Origin of the sequence: Rhizobium sp. G21, assembly GCF_014158035.1 — a bacterium.
In the GTDB taxonomy this organism is placed as follows: Bacteria; Pseudomonadota; Alphaproteobacteria; order Rhizobiales; family Rhizobiaceae; genus Rhizobium_E.
Window position 1 is genome coordinate 1 of sequence record NZ_JACFXW010000004.1, and the last position, 16,676, is coordinate 16,676.

Annotated in this window: 15 protein-coding genes and 3 pseudogenes; 5 read left to right on the forward strand and 13 right to left on the reverse strand. The window is 62.3% G+C overall.

All coding sequences use genetic code 11. The features are described 5' to 3' along the window. Positions 1-455 (forward strand): type IV secretory system conjugative DNA transfer family protein (locus H2O14_RS25605; protein WP_182830152.1); only part of this gene is annotated, 455 nt, incomplete at its 5' end. Between the two features lie 169 nt (positions 456-624). Here H2O14_RS25605 and H2O14_RS25610 read toward each other — a convergent pair. Further along, the gene (locus H2O14_RS25610) at positions 625-846 is read right to left on the reverse strand and encodes a hypothetical protein (RefSeq protein ID WP_182830153.1); all 222 of its coding nucleotides are present in this window, start codon (positions 844-846) and stop codon (positions 625-627) included. A gap of 134 nt (positions 847-980) precedes the next feature. On the opposite strand from H2O14_RS25610, the gene H2O14_RS25615 reads away from it, so the two are divergent. Beyond that, positions 981-1,304, forward strand: a complete 324-nt coding sequence (locus H2O14_RS25615; protein ID WP_409526984.1) for a WGR domain-containing protein — start codon at positions 981-983, stop codon at positions 1,302-1,304. An 86-nt stretch (positions 1,305-1,390) separates the two neighbouring features. Here the strand turns inward: H2O14_RS25615 and H2O14_RS29135 are convergent, their stop codons facing one another. After that, the gene (locus tag H2O14_RS29135) at positions 1,391-3,022 is read right to left on the reverse strand and encodes a sensor histidine kinase (protein WP_312858746.1); all 1,632 of its coding nucleotides are present in this window, start codon (positions 3,020-3,022) and stop codon (positions 1,391-1,393) included. Positions 3,023-3,388: 366 nt separating this feature from the next. Between H2O14_RS29135 and H2O14_RS25625 the strand changes: the two genes are divergently transcribed. Then, positions 3,389-3,790, forward strand: a complete 402-nt coding sequence (locus tag H2O14_RS25625) for a response regulator (protein WP_182830155.1) — start codon at positions 3,389-3,391, stop codon at positions 3,788-3,790. Between the two features lie 93 nt (positions 3,791-3,883). On the opposite strand, the pseudogene cobA reads toward H2O14_RS25625, so the two are convergent. From cobA to nirK, 5 genes and pseudogenes are all read right to left on the reverse strand, one after another. After that, positions 3,884-4,900: pseudogene (gene cobA, locus H2O14_RS25630) on the reverse strand (uroporphyrinogen-III C-methyltransferase); the annotation flags it as partial. A 97-nt stretch (positions 4,901-4,997) separates the two neighbouring features. After that, positions 4,998-5,444, reverse strand: a complete 447-nt coding sequence (locus tag H2O14_RS25635) for a pseudoazurin (RefSeq protein ID WP_182830156.1) — start codon at positions 5,442-5,444, stop codon at positions 4,998-5,000. 106 nt (positions 5,445-5,550) lie between these two features. Next, positions 5,551-6,245, reverse strand: a pseudogene (locus H2O14_RS25640) (Crp/Fnr family transcriptional regulator). Between the two features lie 70 nt (positions 6,246-6,315). Then, positions 6,316-7,224 (reverse strand): SUMF1/EgtB/PvdO family nonheme iron enzyme, encoded by a 909-nt coding sequence (locus tag H2O14_RS25645; RefSeq protein WP_182830157.1) that lies wholly within the window; start codon positions 7,222-7,224, stop codon positions 6,316-6,318. A gap of 27 nt (positions 7,225-7,251) precedes the next feature. Next, complete coding sequence (nirK, locus tag H2O14_RS25650) at positions 7,252-8,385, reverse strand: copper-containing nitrite reductase (protein ID WP_182830158.1); 1,134 nt, start codon at positions 8,383-8,385, stop codon at positions 7,252-7,254. Positions 8,386-8,573: 188 nt separating this feature from the next. Here nirK and H2O14_RS25655 point away from each other — a divergent pair, with 188 nt between their 5' ends. Beyond that, complete coding sequence (locus H2O14_RS25655) at positions 8,574-9,791, forward strand: NnrS family protein (protein WP_182830159.1); 1,218 nt, start codon at positions 8,574-8,576, stop codon at positions 9,789-9,791. 62 nt (positions 9,792-9,853) lie between these two features. On the opposite strand, the gene H2O14_RS25660 is transcribed toward H2O14_RS25655, so the two are convergent. The 4 genes from H2O14_RS25660 to H2O14_RS25675 are packed head-to-tail and all read right to left on the reverse strand — an operon-like array spanning position 9,854 to position 12,284. Next, entirely contained in the window at positions 9,854-10,135 is a 282-nt protein-coding gene (locus tag H2O14_RS25660) for a metal-sulfur cluster assembly factor (RefSeq protein WP_182830160.1), read from the reverse strand. After that, positions 10,132-10,647 carry a DUF2249 domain-containing protein gene (locus tag H2O14_RS25665; protein ID WP_182830161.1) on the reverse strand — a complete coding sequence of 172 codons (516 nt, stop codon included), beginning with the start codon at positions 10,645-10,647 and terminating at the stop codon, positions 10,132-10,134. Before H2O14_RS25665 ends, H2O14_RS25660 begins: the two co-directional genes overlap by 4 nt. Before the next feature lie 11 nt (positions 10,648-10,658). Beyond that, positions 10,659-12,005: a hypothetical protein gene (locus H2O14_RS25670; protein WP_182830162.1), complete on the reverse strand. Its 1,347-nt coding sequence runs from the start codon at positions 12,003-12,005 to the stop codon at positions 10,659-10,661. 9 nt (positions 12,006-12,014) lie between these two features. Further along, positions 12,015-12,284, reverse strand: coding sequence for a DUF2249 domain-containing protein (locus H2O14_RS25675; protein WP_182830163.1), 270 nt, complete (start codon positions 12,282-12,284; stop codon positions 12,015-12,017). A 188-nt stretch (positions 12,285-12,472) separates the two neighbouring features. Between H2O14_RS25675 and hemN the strand changes: the two are divergent. Further along, positions 12,473-13,821, forward strand: a pseudogene (gene hemN, locus H2O14_RS25680) (oxygen-independent coproporphyrinogen III oxidase). An 81-nt stretch (positions 13,822-13,902) separates the two neighbouring features. Here hemN and H2O14_RS25685 read toward each other — a convergent pair. Continuing rightward, positions 13,903-15,798, reverse strand: coding sequence for a nitric oxide reductase activation protein NorD (locus H2O14_RS25685; protein ID WP_182830164.1), 1,896 nt, complete (start codon positions 15,796-15,798; stop codon positions 13,903-13,905). A 7-nt stretch (positions 15,799-15,805) separates the two neighbouring features. Then, positions 15,806-16,618: a CbbQ/NirQ/NorQ/GpvN family protein gene (locus H2O14_RS25690; protein WP_182830165.1), complete on the reverse strand. Its 813-nt coding sequence runs from the start codon at positions 16,616-16,618 to the stop codon at positions 15,806-15,808. Between the last annotated feature and the right edge of the window lie 58 nt (positions 16,619-16,676).

Below are 16,676 nucleotides of genomic sequence, written 5' to 3' on the forward strand. Positions count from 1 at the left end.
TGGAGACCGCGCGGGACGCCGGTCGCAAATATGGCATCACGCTGACGATGATCTATCAGTCGATCGGCCAGCTACGCGAAACCTATGGCGGGCGCGACGCCTCTAGCAAATGGTTCGAAAGCGCGAGCTGGATCAGCTTTGCAGCCATCAACGATCCGGAAACAGCAGACTACATCTCGCGTCGTTGCGGCATGACGACGGTCGAGATCGAGCAGGTCAGTCGGAGCTTCCAGTCGCGCGGCTCGTCGCGGACCCGGTCGAAACAGTTGGCCGCCCGGCCGCTCATCCAGCCGTACGAAGTGTTGCGCATGAGGGCGGACGAGCAGATTGTGTTCACTGCGGGTAACCCGCCGCTGAGGTGCGGTCGCGCCATCTGGTTCCGGCGAAACGATATGAAAGCTTGCGTTGAGCAGGGCAGGTTCTCACGGCGCGAAGCGTCCGCCCATGAACAATGAAGAGCATCGGAGAAATCAGCATAGCGACGACCGCCAGGGCGTGATTTCGGGAATTCTCGTCATGCTTCGGTCGGAAGGCGGGCAGCCGCAGGGGGCTTAGCATCGCGCCGCGTCAGCGGAAGCCGGGATCGACTGCCCCCGACAGAAGCATTCCGCTTCAAACGGCTGCCTACTCGCCGGAAACCCCGTCCATGAGTCCGTCGAAAACTTCCATCATCGCGTCGGTTATCGCCTGACCGAGAGCGTTGCCAGCCACGCGGACGTCGTCTTCAGAACCATCGCGGGCAGCACGGGCAAGCTCAAACCCCTCAGCCGCAACAATTTGCTTGGCCACTTCTATTGCCCATAGGCCAAAGTCGCCGCGGTTATCGATCTGAATCGCGTCTTCCATCAGTCCCTCTCAACATTAGTGGGACCGCTTCATTCCATAGGCATTACGCCATGACAAGCGCCGGACGCTCATGTGGAGCTGGATCTCGTCCACATGGACAAAGACATGCCGTTATACGTCGATGCATCACGAATTTGAATCGATCACGCCGAAACGATTCAGAACTCTCGTTGGACGGCGAATTCAAGAAGCATGATCATGTCGGCATGATCACCCAGCCTTACCACCTCTATGTTGAGAAGACCGACGTCAGGAAAAACATGGCCCGCTTCTATGCAATGGCCATCGAGCTCAACCTGTTTGAGGAAGCTTGCCTGATGCGGCGTTGGGGACGTATCGGAACGAGAGGCCAGTCAATGAGCCATCATTTTAAATCTGAACGAGAAGCTGTTGCCCTTTTCCTCGATCTCCTACGTCAGAAGAGGCGTCGCGGATACATGCCGGTCATTCGAAAATAGTGCATCGGCAAGTGGGAAATGACGCCGGACAAAGTCGTCGCGCCGCGTGCACTACTCGCTCCTATTGTTGCAATGTCGTGCGATTATCACGACTCCGCAAGTTCAGATAGGGGAGCAGTTAGGCGGAACTTCAGACCCGTAGGGGCAAATTGAGTGTCAACTTCACCGTTCGTCTGGGAGGCCAGCGCAGTCTGGATCATCAGCGATCCGAAGCCTGATTTGGCGGGTGGCGTCACTTCCGGACCGCCGCGCTCTTCCCAGGAAAAGACCAGCATGTTGTCTTCAGCCCTGACGCCCCATGAAATTGCTACAGCACCGCCGTCTTTGCTGAGAGCTCCATATTTGACGGCGTTCGTGCAGAGCTCGTGGAGCGCCATGCTGATGGAAAGCGCTGCTTTGGAATTCACCTCCAGCACAGGCCCAGCAACTGAAAAAGGCGTTTTCTCAGGATTGTCGAAGGGTTGAATGGCCGAGACTACGAGCGACCTGAGATCCGCCGCCGTTTGTACGCCGCTGCCGAGAACCGTGAAGGCGTCGATCATCGAGCGAAGCCGATGGCTGAAGATTTGCAAGGCTTCCGAGCGTGGACGTTGGTCCGTGAAGGTGCGCGATGCGACGGACTGGATCATCGCCATCAGGTTCTTGATCCGATGTCCCATCTCATCTTCGAGCAATTGTTTCTGGCGGCGACTTTCTGTCAGTTCGTCCATGAAAGTGTCGATGGCGGAGCCGATTTCGCTGAATTCGTCCTTGCCGGATTGCATCGAGGTCCGCACCTCGCTCTCGCCGTTGCGCCAAGCCGCAAGCGCCGCCAAAATACGGCGCACCGGAAGCTCGATTGCGTAGCGGCTTGTCTGCCAGGCCAGAGCAAGTGTGAAAGCCATGATCACGATCGTGGCCAGAAAGCCGAAGATAGCAGCGCGTTCTATGGAGTAGAAGCTGGTCTGAACAGACTTCCCGCTGCTGACATAGAGCCCTTTCGCGATCGAATCGACCGGGAAATAGGCAAGGACACGCCGGGTTCCATCCTGGCTCGTCAGCTCGATTGTTCCCGCCGCCGCCGCATTGACCAGATATTGATACTGGTCCGGAATGGTGGTGCCGACAAACCGTCTCGGATCAGGGTAGCGCGCCAGGATCACGCCGTGTCGATCCGCAATGGTGATCGCCGAACCTGCTTCGAATTGCCTCTGAGTCAAGAGGCCCTGGAGCCAATCAAGGTCGACGGATAGCGCCAACACGCCTGAAGCCAGACCTTGGGCATCAATCAGGGGAATGGCCATCGGCAGTACGGTTTTTCCATCGATGCGGCTTTTCGTATAGTCGCCGACCACCAATTGGCCAGTTTTCATCGCCTCCCGAAAATACGGGCGGTCAGCCAGTGAAATGCCCAGTCCTGCCGCCGCGTTGCGGCAACGAACAGTTCCGGACTTATCCAACAACCCGATCGCCGCCACTCCGGCCAGACGGTCAGCCGTCTGCGAGAGAAACGCGTTACACCGATCAATCTCAAAATCCTTGACGGCAGGCGCAGATGCGACTGTCAGCAAAACGCTTTCCATCCCGCTGACAACCCTGGCAATTTCTAGAGCGATCAGTTGGCTCTGGCGGAATGCCTGAGCGTGGACTTCTTCTCGACGGCTGTCATAGAGGATATAGAGATTGTAAAAAGCACGACCGTCAGTGGAAGGACCGCCGTCATCGACAAGACCAGCAATCGCCGTGACAGCTTCATGTTCTCGCGCCGTGCCCCTGCCCCTGTCTTATAACGTCATCAGCACCATAATGCCTAACTTCCAGATTGCAACGGTCTCTGCCGAGCCGGCGTTGAATCCAGAGTCTTGCAGGCTGCGCAAGAGATGCGAGGTCTTCATCATGAACAGTGAGGTCCCTGCGATTACGAACAGTGACGTCGACACTGTGGAATTAAAGGCGCTTGCTAAACGCTGACATGCTGCTGGAACCGGCGCGCAGAAGGGATATATGCACCCAGAAATGACATGTTGCAGCTTTCAAGAGTGAGTAAATTATAACCACGTAATGTTTGCAGGTTTGGCGGCGCTTACATCGCGACTGAGGGCACAATGGAAAATGAACGGCCGGATCCTGTCGTCTTGTTGGTTGACGACGAGTTTCTGATTTTGGATCTCCTGCAGGAAGAGTTGCACACGGCGGGTTTTTCGGTGCTGGCGGTCGGGAATGGGGCAAACGCGATCAAGCAGGCCCAGGAGCAGACCGACCGTATCAGAGTCATCGTGACAGATATCGACCTTGGCCGCGATCTGACGGGATGGGATGTCGCTAGACGAGCGCGCGAGGCAAATCCGGCCGTTGCGGTGATCTACATGACCGGCCGATCGGCATCAGACTGGGCTGCTCTCGGGGTCCCTGGAAGCATCATGTTGCAAAAGCCGTTCGTGACGGCGCAGTTGATCACAGCGATCGCAACGAAAATGAATGAACAGGATTCCAGTCCAAGCTTTTAGACTGCTTACCTTCCCCATAGGGTTCAGTTTTCTGTACAGGTTATGTTCAAGACCGTGCATGGCGATCTAGGCGGTTCATGCGCGCTCGCATTATTAGAGGGATGCGTAGCGGACTGCTCGATCCTGCTGGCCGGCAGGCAAATCGATAGGGGACCGGTCTTCCATCGCAGCTCCGAACACCTGGCCGACACCGATCAAGACTGGTTCGTCAACGCCAATCCTGCCCATGGTTGCGCCGAGATCCTCGAGCCGGCCAGCCCAGCGCCGCTCTGTCGTCCTGCTCACCGAAGACAGGATCACAACCGGCATATCTGCCGGCATCCCCTCCTCACGCAGGCGTTGTTCGATCTGCCCGGCCATGCGTCCGCCCATATAGAAGATGCTCGTCTGATGCGGCTTAGCCAGCGACGCCCAGTCGATGGTCCGGGGCAGGTCGTGGTTCTTGGAGTGGCCTGTCACGAAACGTACTTGCTGGGCATGGTCGCGATGCGTGAGGGAGGTTTTCAGCGCAGCCGCCATCGCCGAGGCGGCCGTGACGCCGGGGACGACGTCGACAGCGATCCCCTCCTGCTGCAGCAGCTGGATTTCCTCGCCGGCGCGCCCGAAGATCATCGGATCGCCGGATTTCAGCCGAACCACCCGATTGCCTGCCTTGGCGAAGCGAACCATCATGTCGTTGATGTCGTCCTGTTTGCAGCTTTCACGGCCGCCGCGCTTGCCGACCAGAAATCGCTTTGCCTCCCGCCGCGCCAGTTCAAGCACTTCCGGCGATACGAGATCGTCGAACAGGATGACATCGGCGGATTGCAAGGCGCGCATGGCCTTGAGCGTGAGGAGTTCCGCGTCGCCGGGACCGGCGCCGACCAGAATCACCGAGCCAGTTTGCCCAGACATCTCGTCAGTCAACGCAAGCAGTGCTTCGCCCGCGCCGTCCGGCGGCGGCTCATTGGTCGTCAGGCTTCGGATTGCGAAGCGCTCCCAGAACGCTCGCCTCGGCAGACCCGGCGCCAGCCGACGATTGATGCTCTCCCGGAGCGACTGAGCAGGTTGGGCCCATTGCTTCAGCGCCGGCGGCAGCAATGTTTCGATCCGCTGGCGGATTGCCTGCGCCTGTCAACGGCGGAGTAAAAACCGGCCACGTGGCGGCGCAGAAGGCGGCCGGGGCTGTCACCACCGACCGCTCTGTTGCGCATAACCTCTATGGATGTCAGAGACCCAGCTCGCCGAGATCCTTGTCGAGACGCTCGCGTGCCTTCTTCGACAGCTTCGCGGTCTTGACGGCGTCGAGATTGGCGGGGGCGTCGCCGACCACCACGACGGCGGTCATGCCCATGCCGAAATGCGGCGCGCATTTCACCACATAGGCGCCCGGTACGGTGAAGGTGACCTTGATCGTCTCGTTCATTTTGCCCTTGAAGGGCTCGGCGCCGGCGGGGATCAGATCCTTGACGCTTTCGGCATTGTGACTCTTGTCGGTCGGAACGAAGGTGACCGTGTCGCCGGGCGCGACCTTCAGGCCGCCGGGTTCAAACACCATGGCGCCATCCGCGCCCTTGTTGAGCATGTGGATTTCATGATCGGCCGCCTGGGCGGCGAAGGCCATGGCGAGCGAAAGAGCGGCTGCGCCGGCGAGGGAGAAAATTGTCTTGGTCATGGGTCTTGCTCCGGTTCGAGAGCCCGTTCGGCTCTGTTGGCAAGACCATAGTCGTTTCGCCCGGAGGCTCTTTGCGGTTCGTCAAAGAGCGGAACGAAATGCGCCCTCAGCGATCGGCGGCGTCGGCCAGGGACTGCAGGCCCTTTACGTCGCGCACCAGTAATTTCTGCCGTCCTCCTTCCACGAGTCCCTTGGATTCCCAAGCGCTGAGAATGCGCGAAACGGTATGGAGCGTCGTTCCGGTCATCTCGGCGATGTCCTGGCGAGTAATGGGGAAATCGATGCGCACGCCGTTGTCGGCCTGTTTGCCCGCCTGTTGGCTGAGCCTCAGCACGGTATGCGCCACCCGCCGCTCGACTTCCTCGGTCGACATTTCGCGAATGCGCGTATGCGCCTCTTCCAGCCTCTGGCCGATCGTGTTGAGCGCGCTGACGGCCAGATGCGGGCTGCGGTCGATGAATTGCGGCCAGGCATCGGTCGGCCAGGACATGGCCAAGCTTTCCGTCACCGTCAGCGCGGTGCCGGGATAGTCATTGCGCCGCAGCGCCCGCGCGAAGCCGAAAAGGTCGCCGGGATGAACGACCCGCACGATGATCTGCTGGCCGTCCTGGGTGACCTGCGTCACCTTCAGCCGACCGTTGATGAGGAGAAAAAGTGCGTCGCCGGCGCGCCCTGTTCAAAGAAGGCTTCGCCGGCGTCCGCGCGCTTGGGAATGGCCTGCGCCATCAGCGCATCGAGATCGCCGTCCGGCATGCGTTCGAACATGGAAAAACGGCGCAGGACGGTTCTATCGATCTTCACGGAATTCTCCCCGGTCTTTGGCGCGACGATAACCGATGGAGAGCCTCCGCAATTGACATAGAGCAAACCGTCACGAAATAAGCCCGCGCTCCCTCAACCGCATCAAGGCCTTGGCGTACCAGCGATCATCGCGGATCAGCCGAAATCCGAGATTGGCGGGCGGCGCGCCGACCGAGCAGCCGCCGGTCTTGGGATCGCGCACGAAGGCGCTCATCGGCGACCGGTGCTGGCCCACGGTGACATAGACGCCGCAGGCCGAGACAGCGGATGCGGTCTGGTCAGTTGCGAGATCGACGCGGCGATGGCAGGTGGTGGTCCACTCCCAGACATTGCCGGCGAAATCGGCGAGGCCATAGGCATTTTCGCCGAAATGGCCGCGTTCCCGCGGCTCGGGATCGCTGGCCGCCTTGCGCGCGGTCTCGCGATCGTAATCCGCCAGCCAACGCAGAGCGGGATTGTCGCTTTTCTCGTCGACGCCGAGCGCATCGTCGGGGAAGCGGTCGGCAGCCGCATAGGCGATTTCCTCATGGCTCGGCAGCCGCCAGACCTCGCCGGTCACGCGGCTCAGCCAGCGAGCATAGGCGCTGGCGTCGTCGAAGCTGACGCCGGTCACGGGCCGATCGTCGCCATGGCGGTCAGCCTGCGAAGTCGCGGCGCAGGCATGGGCGTCGACGCAACGGCGATAGTCGGCTTCCGAGACCTGGTATTTCATAACCGTCAGCGCGCCCAGACCCTCTTTCTGAACCGTGGGCGCGTCGACTGCGAAGCCGCTCCGGTAGAATTCGCCGTCCGCCCGGTAGCGGAAGGCATGATCGGGAATGATCACCGTCTCCGGCGCGAGCGCCGGATCGGCGCCCGTCTTGTGCTCGCCGAGGCCCAGTTGATGGGCGACGCCGAGCGAAAAGGCGAGGAGAAGCGCCGCAGGCGCTGTGACCGAGAAAAGCGAAACGCTCTTGCTCATGGTTCTCTTGCCTGCCATGGCGATCTCCTCGGTTTCTCCGCTTCCTCAGTGGGTGTTGGGCGAGACGATCGCCGTCATCAGGTCGTTGTTCCACTCGCCCTCGACCTTGAAGTGGGCGGCCGCGCCCTTCTCAAAAGCTTCGATCAGATTGTGGTTCACATAGGCGTAGATGCCGGGCTGGTGGAATGTGTAGAAAGCCGCCCCTGCCGCGCCGCCGGGGATGAACCAGGTCTCCTGGTCGAGCTCCGGCGGGTTAGCGAATTTGCCGGTCGCCCAGACATAATCGCCGTGACCGCCGATCAGATGCGGACGAGTGTCGCGATTGGCTTGCGAATGCAGAATCAGCACTTTCTCGCCGACCTTGGCCTTGAGCGCATTGGCGCCGGTGAGCGCGCCGACGGCGCCGTTGAAGACGATATGGCTGGGCGTCAGCGTTTTCATCACTTCAAGCGTATCGGCATAGGCGTCGCCATGGCTTTCGTATTTCTTGTAGGCGCCGGTTTCGTCGCGCGGCACATAGAAATCCTGTTCGCCGACATAATAGACGCGGTCATAGACGAGATCGCGGCCCTGATGATCCTTCAGCCCGTCGCGCGGCAGCACCATGATCGCGCCGTTCATGCCCGAGGTGACATGCCAGGGCACCATTCCGGGAGGGGCGCAGTGATAGACGAATACGCCCGCTTTGGTGGCCTTGAAGCGCATGACCGCCTTCTCGCCCGGATTGACCAGCGTCAACGCGCCGCCGCCCAGGGCGCCGGTGGCGGCATGGAAATCGATATTGTGCTGCAGTTCATTGGTTTCGGGATTGATCAGGGTGAGTTCGACATAATCGTCCTGATGAACGACGATCATCGGTCCGGGAACAGAGCCGTCGAAGGTCATCGCGTGGACTTCCGTGCCTTCGTCGTCGACGACGATCTTCTTTTCCTGAATGGTCAGCGTCACCTCGTAAATCTTCGGCGCGCCTTCAGCCTTCTGGCTGTGGGCATGCACGAAGGGCGGCTTCACCAGCTCGAGCTTCACCCGTTCGAGGGTCGAGAGGTCGGCAGGCGCGGGCTTCGCGACCGGTTGTTCACTGGCATGCGCGACGGTTGCGGCCACCAGCGGGGCCATGGCCCCGGCAAAAGCGGCGCCTGCGAGGATCGAGCGTCTTGTGATCTGGAATTCATTGCTCATCGGACATCTCCTTGGTCTGAACGGCTGTCTTTCCGTCCTGTCGAAGAAGAACCTAATCGATGATGGCTCCGGTCTCTTTGCGCCAGCACAATATCCTCAGGCTTTGCGCGCTTTCTCTGAACTTGTGTTTTCGCAAAGAGCGCAGGTTTAGCCGTCTTTACTATCGCCTGATCAAACAGGAGATTGTTATGACGCTGACACGAGACGCAATTGATAAAAGACAGACCCCGCGCGGTCTTTCGGCGCTGGGCCCAACATTGTTTTCCTATGGCTTCAGGCCCTTTTTTCTGGGCGGAGCGATTTGGGCCTGCCTGACCATGCTCCTCTGGATCGCCTCGCTGTCGTCAGGTCTGGAAATCGGCGGCGACTATGGCGCGCGCGCCTGGCATGCGCATGAAATGCTGTTCGGCTTCGGTTCGGCCATCGTCGCGGGCTTTCTTCTGACCGCCACGCCCAACTGGACGGGGCGGCTGCCGATTTCGGGTCCACCCTTGATGCTGCTCTTTCTTCTCTGGGCGATAGGCCGGCTCGCGCTTCTGTTTCCCGATGCGCTCGGCGTCATTCCATCCCTCGCCATCGAAGCCGCTTTCCTGCCGGTCATGACCATCGTCTGCGTCCGCGAAATCATCGCCGGCCGCAAATGGGCGGATCTCAAGGTCATGGCCGGACTTGGAGCCTTGGCGGTCGCCAATCTCTGCTTTCACTATGAAGTCATCGCCGAAGGCGGTCCTGATCATGCCGCCCGGCTGGCGGTCTCCGCCTATCTGATAATGATCATCGTGGTGGGCGGCCGTATGCTGCCGAGCTTCACCCGCAACTGGCTGGCCAAAGCCGGCAGGACGAATTTTCCTGTTCCCTACAATCGCTATGACACGACCGTGATCCTCGCCTCGCTTCCCGCTCTGGCGCTCTGGATCGCGCTGCCGGACGAGAGGATCACCGGCACCGCAGCGCTCGCGGCGTCAGCGCTTCACGCGGCCAGGCTTTTCCGCTGGAAAGGCTGGACCACAGGCCGGGAGCCGCTGGTGAGCGTGCTGCATCTCGCCTATTCCTTCATTCCGCTCGGCTTCCTGGCCATCGCCGCTGCGGCGTTCGATGTTCTCGACCCCATATCGAGCCTGCATGCGCTGACGGTGGGCGGCGTCGCGACGATGATGCTGGCGGTGATGACGCGCGCCACCCGCGGCCATACCGGCCGGGCGCTGACCGCCTCGCGCATGACCTGCATGAGCTACGCCGCCCTCTTCTCATGCGCGTTGATCCGCCCGCTCGCCGGTCTTTTCCCCGATCATCTGGCGCTGATCTATGCGGTAACGGGGCTGCTGTGGATCGCCGGCTTCGGCCTTTATCTCCTGGAATATGGCCCGATGCTTGTCGCCCGCCGCCGGCAGCCGATAAGTGGCTGACGGGACATGTAAAAAGCCGGGGGAACCGATCTGGCTCCTCCCGGCTTTTTCTTTGCCTTGGGTCAGACGCGCATGCGGTCCGGCGTCCAAGGCGGATCATAGGTCAGTTCGACCTCGACGGAGGCGGCCAGACCCGACGCCAGCGCCCTCTCCCTGACCGCTTCGACCAGAAGACCCGTCGCAGGACAGCCGCGCGTCGTCGTGGTCATGACGATGCGGAGCCCGCCTTGCGCTGTGGTTTCGGCGCCATAGATCAAGCCGATGTCGACGACGCTCAGGCCGAGCTCGGGATCGATGACTTCTGAGAGCGCTGCGGCCATGTCGGGAGCGAGATCGGCGGTCATGCCGCCGTCTCGCCGCGCCGGATCATGACCCGGAAGGCTTCGCCCGATTTGTCGTAATTGCCGACCCATTGATGGCCGCGCTTGACCAGTTCGGGATAGAGCAGGATTGGCTCTCTGCCGAGCGCTGCGAACAACACCGCGCCTTTGGGCAGCGTTTCCAGCGTCTGGAGAATGCGCAGCATCGGCTGCGGCGGGTCGAGATCGGTCAGGTCGAGCTCCACGGCCGGATCCGGCCAGGCATCGGCGCCGTCGGCGTCGTCGTCAGAGGCGCGCACGGCGATGGTTTCCGGAAGGAAGCGGACTTCGAAATCGCCGTCCTCCAGCTCCAGCACTTCGTGGCGGAAGCCTTTGCGCGCCATCACTGAAAACAGCGGCTGCGGCTTGAATGGCGCGATCAGCCTCAGCCCCTGATCGGGGCCGAGAGCATTGACGCTCGCCATGATCTCGGCGAAGGGCTCGACGCCCGCCTTGAGGATCGGCCTCACATCGAGGTCCTTGTACTCCACGGCCATGATGATCTCCTTCAATTCGGATTGGCTGTTACGAGATGCGGGCGCACTGCGCCCGAGGGAAGCCGCACGGGCTCGGGCGCGTAACTCAGGCGCCGGGCGCGGAAGAATTCCAGCCCAAGCCCCGCCACCGTCGCAAACTGCGCCCAGGCGGCGAGCCGGAACCAGAAATCGGGCCCCAAGAGCAGGCATAGACCGCCGGCGATGACCGCGACATGATACAGCGCAAAGTGCATCCGCGCCCTCCGCTCCCGGACGAGATCCTGCACGCGCGGCACGGCGCTGCGGCCCATCACCGGCCCATAGGCTTCGAGCCAGGTCAGGAACGGCACGATCTTGTAGAGTTGCGCGAGGCCGAGGCCGGAAAGCCAACCCATGGCGAGGCTATAGACGCCGGCTTCAAGCAGCGGCGCAGTGGTCGTGATCGTTTGCGACAATAGGATCAGCACGAGACCAGCAGGCAGATGCAGTACGGCGGCAAGACCGGCGAGCGTGTTGAGCTCCAGCGCCTTGCGGCGGCGAGCGCGGGTCATGGCGACGAGATCGGCAAGATAACAGGCAAGCGCCAGGGAGAATAAAAGCGTAGCCGCAAAGAAAGCGAACGGCTGAAGCGGCGGAAGCAAGCCATCCGCCACGGCGCCGCCCCAGAGACACATAAGACCGGCAAAGGCCAGGACGCTTAGCAACCGTCCGAAGCGGCTCTTTTCCTGCGCCAGCATGAACATCGAGAACAGCCGATAGCTCACGCCGATCGCGGTGAGCGTCATCCAGCCGACAAGACCCGAAAAGGCATGCGCGGTAAGACCATAGGCGAGGAAGGCCTCCGCCCAATCAGGGATGAAGACGCCGGACAGCAGCGTGGAAAAAGTGAGCCCGAGACCAGCGGTCGCAGCCAGCGCCACGAGCCCGAGAAGCACAAGCCGTCCCGGCGGATCGCACTCCTGCCGCGCCCAAAGTGTGGCGGCGATCGAGACGATCTGGGCGCCGAAGCCCAGAAACAGCAGCAACCCGCCGAGCGGCAGGACGTGGAGATTGATCTCCAGTCGTCCTCCCAGCGACAGAAAGCCAGTAAGAAGCAGAAGCAGGCCGAGAACGAGCATTAGAAGCGCCGGCGCGGCGACCCAGGCACAGCGCGGCGCCGCGGCCGCCAAGACAGGAGCAAATTGCAAGAGCGCGCCGAGAAACAAAAGGCCCAGCCAACCGATCGCGATGAGATGCACGAGGACGAGCGTGTCGGGAGCTCCCGCATCGGCGGACGGATAGCCGAAGCCGAAGCCCATCAGCGCAAGCCCTGACAACAGGCAGGCAAGAGCGACCGCGAAATAGCTCATGGTCCAGCGCGACAAGGGAGCTCCCGGCATGATCGGTCCTCAGTGACCGCCGCAGCAGCAGTCGCAGCCGCCGCCTTCGGCGCGGGTGATCAGCACTTTCCAGACCTCGGGACCTTCTTCGACATAGTCCCAGCCGAATTCGTCGGGAAAGCGGGTCATGATCTGGTGATGCAGCGGCCGTGGATCATGGTCGCTGGTTACCTGCATGGCGCGTCCCGGCTCGAGCTGGGCGAGCATGCCGAAAATGGAGGGATGGCGTTGGCTGGGCGGGATCACCCGCACGTCGATTTCTGGAATGGCGCTCGACATATCGTCTCCGCTTCAATGTTGCTGTCGCGCCGGGTTTTCGCCCGACAACGATTGGATAGGCTGAAGCAGCCTCGCACACCTTGTTCCGGAACAAACTGCTTGCATTTCGTCAGGCCGGCTTGCGTTGGGGCAAAGAAGGCGGCGCAGGAAACGCTTAGGCCTCGGGCAGCAAAACCAGAGGAAACGCCATGTCCGACGCCGTCATCGCCCGTTATGGAGAGGCGCGCCTGCCGCGCTACACCAGCTATCCCACCGCGCCGAAATTCGCCGATGCGATCGGCCCTGCAGACTATGCCGAATGGCTGAAGGGCGCGCGGGGAGGCCAGACATCGCTCTATCTGCACATCCCTTTCTGTCGGTCGATGTGCTGGTATTGCGGCTGCCACACCACGATCACCGAGCGCGACCAGCCGATCGTCGATTATCTCGATGCGCTGACGCGGGAAATCGACTTGGTCTCGCGGCTGACAGAGGGCGATCTCGATGTCCGCGAGATCCATTTCGGCGGCGGTACGCCCACCATCATCAAGCCCGAAGAATTCATCGGCCTGATGACGCGGCTGCGTGGCAGCTTTGGCGTTCACAGCCACGCCAATGTATCGGTGGAGATCGACCCGCGCCGGCTCACCCGGGAGATGACGCAAGCTTTAGGGGAAGCCGGCGTCACCCGTGCGAGCCTGGGCGTGCAGAGTTTCGATCCGCGCGTCCAGAAAGCCATCAACCGCATCCAGTCGGAAGAGGAGACGGCGCAAGCGGCCGAGGGCTTGAGGGCGAATGGCGTCGGCAGCATCAATTTCGACCTGATCTACGGCCTGCCGCACCAGACCCTGCGCTCCTGCGAAGAGACCGCCCGCGCCTGCGTGGCGATGCGGCCGGAGCGGCTGGCCGTGTTCGGCTATGCGCATGTGCCGAGCTTCAAGAAGCACCAGCGGTTGATCGATGAGGCTGCCCTCCCCGACGCCGCCGCCCGCCATGAGCAGGCCGAAGCCATCGCCGAGACGCTCGAAGCCGGCGGCTATCGCCGCATCGGCCTCGACCATTTCGCCCTGCCCGAAGACGATTTGGCGAAAGCCGCCGACGGCGGCCTGCTGCGCCGCAATTTCCAGGGTTATACGACGGACAGCTGCGACGCTTTGATCGGCTTCGGCGCTTCATCCATCGGTCGGCTCGCCGAGGGATATGTGCAAAACGCAACGCCGCCGGGCGTCTATGCCCGCGAGGTCATGGCAGGCCGCCTGCCCACGGCAAAGGCTATCGCCTCACCGCCGAAGACCGGCTGCGGGCGCATGTGATCGAGCGGCTGATGTGCGATTTCGCGGCTGATGTCGCAGCAATCTCCGTCTTTCACGGTTTTGAGCCCGACATGCTGTTGAGCGGCAACGCCGCGCTGACTGCTCTGGCCGAAGACGGGATCGCGACGATCGCCAATGGAGTCGTTCGGGTCGATGCGTCCAAGCGTTTTCTGATCCGCGCCGTGGCGGCCGCTTTCGACGCCTATCTCAGTGATCTCGGGCGCACCTTCAGCAAGGCGGCGTAAAGCAGGAACAACATTCCTCACGCGCATAAAAAGACCTGGCCGAGACCAGCTCCGCCGGGTCTTTTTTCGTCGACCTGTCTGTCAGCGAGTCAGGCCGCGATAGATGGCGGGCAGCGCCCGCGGCAGTTTACCGATATCGCCGACCACGGTGAAGCCATGACGGCCGAACATGACGGGCAGATAGGATTGCGCCTCCCTGTCGACGGTGACGGCGAAGACGGCCGCGCCGCTGCGGCGCGCCTCCGCCACTGCCTTGCGCGAGTCCTCCAGCGCGAAACGGCCTTCATAGTGATCGATATCGTTGGGTTTACCGTCCGTCAGCACCAGCAGCAGCTTGCGCCGATTGGGCTGCTTTGCGAGCTCCGCCGACGCATGCCGGATCGCCGCGCCCATACGGGTGTAATAGCCGGGCTTGAGACCTGCGATGCGCCGCTCGATCCGGTCACTCATCGGCTCGCCGAAGGCCTTCACCGTTTCGATCCGCACCCAGGCGCGACGGCGCGAGGTGAAGGTGAGGACGGAATGGTTGACCCCGCAGGCCGACAAGCCATGGGCCAGCGCGGCGAGCGCCTCCTTTTCGACGTCCAGCACACGATGATCGTCATGCCAGGCGTCTGTCGAGAGGGAGACATCGACGAGAATGGTCACCGCGAGATCCTGGCCTTGCGGGCGCGAGAGAAGATGGATGCGGTCGCTGCCCTCGCCGCCGGCGGCGAGGTCCGTCTGCCGACGCACCAGCGCGTCGAGATCGAGTTCGGCTCCATCGAGCTGCGCCTTGAGCGTCTCGTTTTTGGGCCGGAGCATTTCGAACTGCCGCCGCACCTTACGGGTATGGGCGCGCGTCTCCTCGGTGGACAAGACGCTCGTCTCCGCTTCGCTCGCGGCAGCGGTGACGACCCGGCAATAAGAGGGCATATAGGCGCCGGTCCGGTAGTTCCATTCGGGATAGCTGATATCCGCCTCGATGGCTGCGGGATCGACCGCTTCAGGCGGCAGGTCGAGATCGAAGCGGAATTTGGAGGACGGCCGTTCCTTGCGCCGGCCCAGTGTAATCTCGTCGAGGTCGTGGGCCGCATCGCGATCGGCCTCGTCATTGTCGTCGGTGGGACGGTCGACATTGACCATCTCGGCCATCGCCAGGATCTTCTCAAAACGGTTGAGGATGAAGGGCGAGCGGTCGCTGGCGCCGCGCTCGGTTTCGCGATCGGCGCGGTAGCGGCCGGCGGAGCCCAGACCGTCGCCAATCGTCGCCGTGTCCTCGTCGGCCTCGGAGTCGCTAGACGCCTCGGCGCGTGGCTCATAGCGCGGCCAGAGCGGTATCGGCATCAGCGGCTGATAGCCTGCCGGCGCGCTGCATGGAAAGATCGACGGCGGACAATCGATCGGCAGACCCGCGCCGGCCTTGAGCATGGCGAGCGCCTCGTTCTCCACCAATTGCTCCACCGGCGGCAGCACGCCGCGCCGGCGGCCAGCGAGCATGCCGCGGCAGAGCGCGGCGTAGCGGGACGCCAGTCCCGGAAAGGCCTGCAGCGTCCGCCGCGTCGCGCGCTTGGACGCGTCCAGCGCAGCGACATCAGCGTTCAGCGCGTCTTTCGCATCGGTGGCGGTCAGCTCCATCTGCGCCATATAGGCAGCAAGCCAGATATAGAGATCACGATTGAGCGCTGCTTCTGGGAAGAGATCGATCACCGGCGGCAGTTGCACAGCGCCGCGATCGCGCGCCGCCGGCGCGGTCTTTTCCTCCCCCAGCCCCACCAGTTGGCGGAGGCGCAGCCGGTGGCCGCTGGCTCTGACATGGGCGGGCCCGAGCTGGGCTGCAGGCTCGCCGCCGAAGCCGCGAAAGCAGGTCGTCAATACCGGCTTGACGTCATCGAAGCTGACGGCGGCCTGCGAATAGCGCGGCATGCTGGAGGTAGAGCCCACCAGCCGGTGCCAGACTTTGCCGACGCTCTCCTCGAGTTCCAGGAATTCGAACATGGCGGCCTCAGGCGATGATGGCGGCGGCGACTTCGGTCAGTGCGGCCTTGACGTCGGCGTCGTCGCTCAGCGGCTCGATGATGGCGGCGCGGATCGCATCCTTCCGGTCCATGCCGCTGTCGATGAGGGCGGCGCAATAGACGAGCAACCGGGTCGACACGCCCTCCTCGATGTCTGCGCCCTTCAACTTGCGCAGCCGGCTCGCCAGTTCCACCAGGGGAGCGACGCGGGCTTCGTCCAGCCCGCTTTCGATCGAGACGATGGCGATCTCCTGCTTCTTGGGCAGGAAGTCGAATTCGATCGAGACGAAACGCTGTTTGGTCGAGGGTTTCAGCGCCTTCAGGATAGTCTGATAGCCGGGATTGTAGGAGACAACCAACATGAAGCCCGCCGGCGCGGCGAGCGTTTCGCCGGTCCGTTCGAGCGGCAGGATGCGGCGGTCGTCGGTCAAGGGATGCAGCACCACGGCGACATCCTTGCGCGCTTCGACGATCTCGTCGAGATAGCAGATCCCGCCGTCGCGCACGGCGCGGGTCAGAGGCCCGTCGACCCAGACGGTGTCGCCGCCCTTGAGCAGATAACGCCCGGTCAGATCGGCGGCGGCGAGATCGTCGTGGCAGGACACGGTGGAGAGCGGCAGTCCCAGCCGCGCCGCCATATGGCTGACGAACCGGGTCTTGCCGCAGCCGGTCGGCCCCTTGAGGAGCAGAGGCAATTGACGGGTCCAGGCGGATTCGAAAAGCTCGCATTCACGGCCGCTCGGGATGTAGGGCGGGATTTCGATGCTTGCGCGTTCGCGCGCGGTCGAGAGCATGTTCATGACGTCACTCCGGAATGGGAAGTAAAGCGGCCCCGCCCGAGGCGAGGCCGAAGGAAGG